This is a genomic window from Gemella massiliensis (genome assembly GCF_900120125.1).
Classification (GTDB): domain Bacteria; phylum Bacillota; class Bacilli; order Staphylococcales; family Gemellaceae; genus Gemella; species Gemella massiliensis.
The window spans coordinates 587,196-595,003 of the sequence record NZ_LT635544.1 but is presented as its reverse complement, the minus strand read 5'-3'; the positions used below and the strand labels follow the sequence as shown (position 1 = coordinate 595,003).

Annotated in this window: 3 protein-coding genes, 1 rRNA gene and 1 pseudogene; 1 reads left to right on the top strand and 4 read right to left on the bottom strand. The window is 28.4% G+C overall.

What is annotated here, in order from left to right; all coding sequences use genetic code 11:
- Nucleotides 1-69, bottom strand: a 16S ribosomal RNA gene (locus BQ7358_RS02755); the annotation flags it as partial.
- A 394-nt stretch (nucleotides 70-463) separates the two neighbouring features.
- Here BQ7358_RS02755 and BQ7358_RS02750 point away from each other — a divergent pair.
- Nucleotides 464-1,414, top strand: a pseudogene (locus BQ7358_RS02750) (DDE-type integrase/transposase/recombinase); the annotation flags it as partial.
- Nucleotides 1,415-1,861: 447 nt separating this feature from the next.
- Here the strand turns inward: BQ7358_RS02750 and miaA are convergent.
- Genes miaA through mutS form a run of 3 tightly spaced genes read right to left on the bottom strand, consistent with a single transcriptional unit; the run spans nucleotide 1,862 to nucleotide 7,418 of the window.
- Nucleotides 1,862-2,758 (bottom strand): tRNA (adenosine(37)-N6)-dimethylallyltransferase MiaA, encoded by an 897-nt coding sequence (miaA, locus tag BQ7358_RS02745; protein WP_072520182.1) that lies wholly within the window; start codon nucleotides 2,756-2,758, stop codon nucleotides 1,862-1,864.
- A gap of 9 nt (nucleotides 2,759-2,767) precedes the next feature.
- Complete coding sequence (mutL, locus tag BQ7358_RS02740) at nucleotides 2,768-4,741, bottom strand: DNA mismatch repair endonuclease MutL (protein WP_062173145.1); 1,974 nt, start codon at nucleotides 4,739-4,741, stop codon at nucleotides 2,768-2,770.
- Between the two features lie 4 nt (nucleotides 4,742-4,745).
- A complete protein-coding gene (gene mutS, locus BQ7358_RS02735; RefSeq protein WP_062173144.1) occupies nucleotides 4,746-7,418 on the bottom strand; it encodes a DNA mismatch repair protein MutS in 2,673 nt (890 codons plus the stop codon).
- Nucleotides 7,419-7,808 lie beyond the last annotated feature (390 nt).

Sequence of the window (7,808 nt, the reverse complement as noted above, 5' to 3'; positions counted from 1 at the left end):
TCGCTCGACTTGCATGTATTAGGCACGCCGCCAGCGTTCGTCCTGAGCCAGGATCAAACTCTCCAAATATTTTCTTATTTGTTTGCTTGATTTAGCTCTTTTTAAAGTTTTATAGTTCCTTTTTGAACTGTCCTTTTTTGGAATTACGTTGACTTAATTCGTTTAGTTTTCAATGTTCAATTTGTTGCTTTAGCAACTTTTCTATCCTATCATTTTATTTCAGGTTTGTCAAGTTTTTTTCTTTTCCTTAACTTTTCCTACTTTAAAATCTTTTATCGTTCGTCTTCTTTCTTGAAGACGTGTACTAGTTTATCATTTTTACTTGTTGTTGTCAATACTTTTTTAAAATTTTTTTGGTTTATAATGTAGTGTTACAATAGATGTGAGACATATAATAAAAATAAAGAAGAGTAAATCCTGTATAATGAAGTTACCTACAAATCAAAAAAAGGAATTTAGTCTTATGAAAACTATTATAACAGAAAATATAGAAAAAACACAACGATATATACCTCATACTTTACAAACAAGAATAGCTGCAGTTAAAACTTATAGAAACGGTAACTCTATTCGTTTTGTTTGTAGGCGCTATAAAATATCAAAAGCCTCTCTTTTGCGTTGGAATAAAAAATATGACGGTACTAAAGAGTCTCTTATAGATAAGTCTCATAGACCTCATTCCATTCACCCTAACGCCCATACAGTTGAAGAATTGTCTTGGATTAAAAATCTTATTAAACGTAATCCTAATATTTCTATGATTGAATTATATGCTAAACTTAAATTCAACAAAGGTTATAAAAGACATCCTTGTTCTTTATTTAGAGTGCTTAGAAAATTAGGCTTTTATAAAGATACTAAGAAAAAAGTAATTCCTTATAAACCTAAACCTTATGACACACCTACTGAAATTGGTAAAAAATGGCAACTTGATGTGAAATATGTTCCTAAACGTTGTTATGTAGGAGAAATTCCTGATAAATTTTATCAATATACTATTATTGATGAAGCTACTAGGGAAAGATTTATTTTCCCTTTTAAAGAACAATCATCATATTCTACTGTTCAATTTGTTAAAATGGCTATTGATTATTTTGGGTATAAACCCAAGATAATTCAAACTGATAATGGTTTTGAATTTACGCATTTTAAAGATACTAAACGAATACACCCTTTTGATGTATTGTGTAATAATCTTGGCATTAAACATCAACTTATTAGACCTAGAACTCCTAGACATAACGGTAAGGTTGAACGTAGTCATAGAAATGATAATGAACGTTTTTACAGGCATTTATCTTTCTTTTCGTATGATGATCTTATATCTCAGATGAAAAAGTATCTATATCGCTCTAACCGTCTTCCTATGCAGACTTTAAATTGGCTTTCTCCTGTTGAAAAAAGAAAAGAGCTACGGAAAGAGTCTATAAAAATATGCCGGCTTTATAATTCCTTGTTAGATAATAGATTTCACAACTTATTTGTCAAGGACAAGGGCTACGCCTTTTTCAAATCCTTGACAAATAAGTTTTAGAAATCTGAAATGTTCTCTAAGGAATTAAAGCTGGCAAATCTAATCAAATAATGTATTTTACGTCGGGGGCTTCATACGGTTTACATAGAAGCTAGCTTCTATGTAATTCTATTATATCCAGTATTTATTTTTTACTTTTTTGTCTCACATCATTTACAAATGTACATTTTTAAAATTTTTTTGGTTTATAAATAAAATATATGTTGTAGTTTGTAAAATAACAACTGTTTTTTAAGTTGCTAGAATAGTATACTTACATATAAAGTTTTTTATCAAGAAGTAATTTACGGAGAATTTTTCGACATTCTCCGTATTTATCACTTAGTATTAATTTATTTGAAAAAACTTTCTAATATCACTTTCTATATTTTCCGTTATTTTTTCATCACTTACATTATACCAAGTACCATTCATCTTATTTCTAAACCACGTTAATTGACGCTTAGCATAATGGCGAGAATTTTTCGCAATATTATTTATCGTTAAATCTTTATCCACTTCACCTGCCAAGTATGGTAGCATCTCTTTATACCCTATTGCGCCCAGCGGTTGAAGATTTTTCCCATATTTTTCTATAATATCTTTAACTTCCTGTTCTAAACCTGTTTCAAACATTATTTCTACTCTACGATTAATTCTCTTATATAGTTCTTCTCTATCTCTATTTAAAATTATTATATAAGGGTTATATTTTTCAAAAATTTTATTTCCGTTTTTATTATGTACAATAGACTTTTTTTCTGATATTGCATAGTTATAAGCATTAATAACTCGACGACTATTTTCCAGATCAATACTTTTATATGTTTCCGGATCATTTTCTTTTAAATAAACCTTTGCATCCTCCGGTGTAACTTCTTCAATATAAGCCAATTCACTGAAATTATAATCATTCAACACTGCATTCATATAAAAACCTGTCCCACCGATTAATAAAGGCAACTTTCCTTTATTATGAACTTCTTCTATTTTTTTTCTTGCCAATTTTTGAAAATCATAAACAGAACAACTATCTGACGGTTCTAATTCATCTATTAAATGATGACTTACTCCCCCCATCTCTTCCTTAGTCACTTTTGCAGATCCTATATTAAAATATTTATATATTTGAACACTGTCTATAGAAATAATTTCACAGTTTAATTTTTTTGAAAGTTTTATGCTTTGTTCTGTTTTTCCTACAGCTGTTGGGCCTACCATTGCAATTAAAGGTATTTTATTCATCGCTACCTCCTAGACGATCCGCTTAAACATTTTTTCTAAATCTTTTTTATCCATTTTAGTAATAATCGGTCTTCCATGCGGACAGGTAAATGGATTTTCACATTTGTAAAGGTCACTTATAGCTTTATTCATTTCTACTTCGTTTAGCACCTGATTAGCTTTAATAGACATTTTACAACTTGCCATTGCCAACGCATCATTACGTAATTCTACTAATGTTATATTTCTATTATTTAAAACTTTATCGACTACTGTCTTAATAACTTCTTCGCTTTCTTCAGCAGCCCAAAGCGGAAATTCACGTACCACATACGAATTATTCCCAAATTCTTCAAACTCTATACCTAGTTCCTTGAATTTTTCCATATTACTCTTTATATCAGCAACTTCCTCTACAGAAAAATTAAACATAAGTGGGACTAAAAGTTGCTTTTTGTAATTAGCCTTTTGAGAAAATTCTTTTTGTAATTTTTCATAATTATAACGTTCCGCAGCTGCATGCTGATCTATTAAAAATATTTTATTGTCAGCTTCTGCTAATATATATGTTTTAAATATTTGTGCAAGAACCTTTAAATCAGGTAATATTTTGGTTTTAGTTTCCGGTTCTTGTTTATAATCTATTCCCTTGTTTATCTCAAAATCAGCAGCAACATTTTTAATCTCATCACTGCTATTATAATCATCAAATTCTTCGTTCTTAGAAAAATTCATAAAATTTTCAATTTCTTTTACTGTAGGTTTTTCATTACTTGAATTTTTTCTTCTTAGTTGTGGATTTGGTGTGAATTTTAATTTTGAATCTGTCGTATTATAAATTGAATTTTCTTTGTTATCATAATTTCTTTTTATTAATTCTAAATCTTCTTTATCTCCGAAATTAAATTCATTTTCTTTTATAATATACTTATTATCTAATTCTTCTAAAAAATTTATTTTTTCTATATGTTCTTTCTCTTTTTTTGTCAATACATTGTTCATTCCCTGCGGAATATAAGTATAGTTACTTAATCTATCAAAAATAACTCGTTTTATCAAAGTTACCAACTCTGTTTCTTTTGATAATCTCACTTCTTGTTTTGTTGGATGAACATTAACATCAAGTAAAACCGGATCCATTCTTATATCTATGATACAAAGCGGATAACGATTTTTCATAAGTAAAGTACCATAGGCGGCTACAATTGAATTTTGAATAATATAATTTCTTATATATCTCCCATTAATAAATATATTAATATAGTTCTTACTGGCACGTGTTTCTTCCGGAACAGAAATATATCCTTTTATTTCATAATCATCATTGTTACCGGAAAATTCTATCATATTTTTAGCTACAGTCATACTATATATTTTCGATATAATCTTATGAATATTACCGTCACCATAGGTTTTTAATAATATTTTCCCATCTACATGCACCTCAAAGGCTATATTTGGGTACGAAAGAGCGAATTTATTAATAACATTCATTATATTAGCCTGTTCAGTGTGCGGATTTCTTAAATATTTTAACCTTGCAGGCGTGTTATAAAATAAGTTTTCAACACTTATGTCAGTTCCTTTTATAGGAGCATACCATTCATCTTTAACAACTTTACCTGACTCCAACGTCATCATCTTCCCTTGCATTTCACCACTACAGCTTTTTATAATGACTTTACTTACAGAAGCTATACTCGCAAGTGCTTCACCTCTAAACCCTAATGTATCTATATGAAACAAGTCATAGTCATTATTAATTTTACTTGTGGCATGTCTTAAAAAAGCTTTTCCTAAATCATCGTTGCTAATACCACTACCGTTATCAATAATTCTTATTTGTTTAATTCCGAATTCTTTTATTATAATCTTAATATTTGTACTACCGGCATCAATCGAATTTTCCAATAATTCTTTAACAACGGAAGAAGGTCTTTCCACCACTTCTCCGGCTGCTATTTTATTTGATAATTCCGCAGACAGTATATTTATTTTTCCCAATACATTATTCCCCCTTGTTTATTTTTTTTTGTAATTCATATAACAAATTAAACGCTTCAAATGGAGTTGTTTCCATAAAATTTACAGAATTTAATTTTTCCTTAACAAATTTTAATTCTTCACTTTCTTCCCCTAAGTCTAATTGCAATTTAGTATACTCTTTTTTATTTTCTTTAACTCTTTTCTGAATATTTTTGTTCAACTCATTGGCATGATTTAATTGTTTTTCTAATAATTCAATTTTACTTTGTTGAGTTTCAATAATTTTCACTTTATTAGAAATCTCATTAATTTCTTCTGTATTTTTTTCAACAACTTTCCTTACAACATCATTATTATCTAATACGCCCTCTTCTAATTTTGTTAAAATATTATTTGCACAGGTTATTATATCATCCGGTAATTGTGCTAATTTAGCTACATGAATACCATAGCTTTTTTCTATTGGTCCTTCTTTTATTTTATATAAAAATATCAGCTCCCCACGATCCTCTTTTGCCGATACATGAATATTTTTTATCCCTTGTACTTTATCTTCTAATTTTGTAAGCTCGTGGTAATGCGTCGAAAATAATGTTTTACATTTAATAGTATTATTAATATATTCTAAGATAGATTGTGCAAGTGCAATACCGTCATAAGTTGAAGTACCTCTACCTATTTCATCAAAAATTAGCAATGAGTTTTTGGTTGATTCTACCAAAGCGTTCTTTGCTTCCATCATTTCAACCATAAACGTAGATTTCCCCCCTGCTAAATCGTCACTTGCCCCTATTCTTGTAAATATCTTATCGAAAATCGGAAGATTTGCCATCGTAACAGGTACAAAAGAACCTATCTGAGCTAATATTACTATAAGTGCAAGTTGCCTCATATATGTAGATTTCCCCGACATATTTGGACCTGTTATCAATAAAATATTATTATTGGAAGATACCGTACAATCGTTACTTATATAACTATCTGCACTGACATTTCTTTCAACAATAGGATGACGTCCCTCAATTATTTTTATTTCATTATTATCATTAAAAATAGGTTTTACATAATTGTATTCTTCCGCCACATCAGACAACGAAATAAAAACATCAATATCACTTAATGTATTTGCAACTTTTTGAAGCCTTGGTATAAAACTGTAAATCATTGTTTTAATCTCTTGAAATAATTTTAATTCCAATTCTTCAATTTTTGTTTTCGAATTAATAATATGTTCTTCAACCTCTTTTAATTCTTCTGAAATAAACCTCTCACAATTTGACAAAGTTTGTTTTCTATGATAACCGAATTCTGTTGGATCTACACTTTTAAGCCCTACTTTAGATATTTCTATATAATGACCGAAAACTTTATTATACCCTATTTTTAAATTTTTTAAACCTGTTCTTTCTTTCTCACGCTTTTCGATTTCAAGAAGTGTTTTACTCCCATTCTTACTGGCATTTTTATAACTGTCAAGTTCAGCGTTAAAACCTGCTTTTATAACACTGCCTTCTTTTACAGTCTGTCCGGCATCATCATCGATAGTATTTTCCAAATAATCCGCAAGATCTGCTAATTCATCAATTCCGTTCGCTATCTCAACTAATTTTTTTGAATTAAAACTCAACAGTAAATTTTTAATATTTGGAATTTGCTCCAATGTTTTTTTCAAATTCAAAAGTTCTCTGGGGCTAACCATATTATAAGACACTTTTGTTGCTATTCTCTCAAGATCATAAACTTCTTTTAAATACATTTTTACATCAGATTTCTCAAAGTAATGTTTAACAAAATCTTCTACTAATTGTTGACGAATTTTTATTTCGTTGATATTTAATAATGGATTTTCCAACCATTTTTTCAATTTTCTAGAACCTGCTGCTGTTGACGTTTTATCAATTATACTAAGCAATGAACCCTTTTTACTGCCATTTGCCATATTTTGCGTTACTTCAAGATTTTTTATTGAATAGTTAGTCATATACATAAATTTATTTTTAAAATATATTTCAAATTTTTTCAAACTTGATACATCTTTATATTGAGTTTTTTCTATATACTCCAATAAAGTATTACAACACAATCGAAGATTATTATCTTCTATATCGGCAGTAACATTTTTTTCTACAGACGGATTAAACTCTACTTCTGTTATATAAGCACTAATGTTCAGTTTTTGCCCCTTAATACTAACTATTTCTTTAATATTATTTTTAAAAATCTCATCTTGCAATTCCGTCATATTATCAAGAACAGTACAACTACTATCGCCCGTCATAATATCGCAAAATGAAAAATAAATTTTATTATCCTTTACATAAACACAACCTAAAAAATTATTTTCATCATAATTCTTATAATTCATATAAGTACCGGGGGTAACAACTTGAACGACTTTTCTTTCTACTATTTTACCCTGTCCCGGCTCTGATACCTGTTCACAAATAGCCACTTTGTATCCATTATTTACCAAAATATCAATGTAACTTGCTGAAGAATGAAAGGGAACACCGCACATCGGTATTTTCTCAGCTCCTCCTTCACGTGCCGTTAATGTAATTTCTAAAATTTTTGATGCTTTAATCGCATCATCAAAGAACATTTCATAAAAATCACCAAGACGATAAAATAAAAACATGTCTTGATAATCTTTTTTTATTTTTAAATACTGCTCCACCATTGGTGTATATTTCATATATTCCAACCTTTCTTCATATCACTTTATAATCTACTATATCATATCTTTCATAATCTATACCACCTATAAATACGACTTAATTACGTAGAATACTTAAAACATCTTACTATGAATAACCACAAACATTAAAATATTTGTAGTTAAACTCTTTATATATTTTGTTTTTCATTAATTGTTATTATAGCTTTACCATTTTTTCATTATATATTTTTAAAAATACTTTACTAATATACTTTAATTTTTATATTTTCAAGTATTAAACATATATATAAAATTTACAATATCTATTCACTTATTCTATTTATCATAAATCAAAATAACTTCTAATTTATTAATACTTACTATATTATTTTCTGGATTTTAAACTTATTAAAAAATATTTCTACA

Bases quoted from the DNA above. Each gene is read 5' to 3' on its own strand.
- miaA (WP_072520182.1), bottom strand. From the start codon at position 2,758: ATGAATAAAATACCTTTAATTGCAATGGTAGGCCCAACAGCTGTAGGA.
- mutS (WP_062173144.1), bottom strand. From the start codon at position 7,418: ATGAAATATACACCAATGGTGGAGCAGTATTTAAAAATAAAAAAAGAT.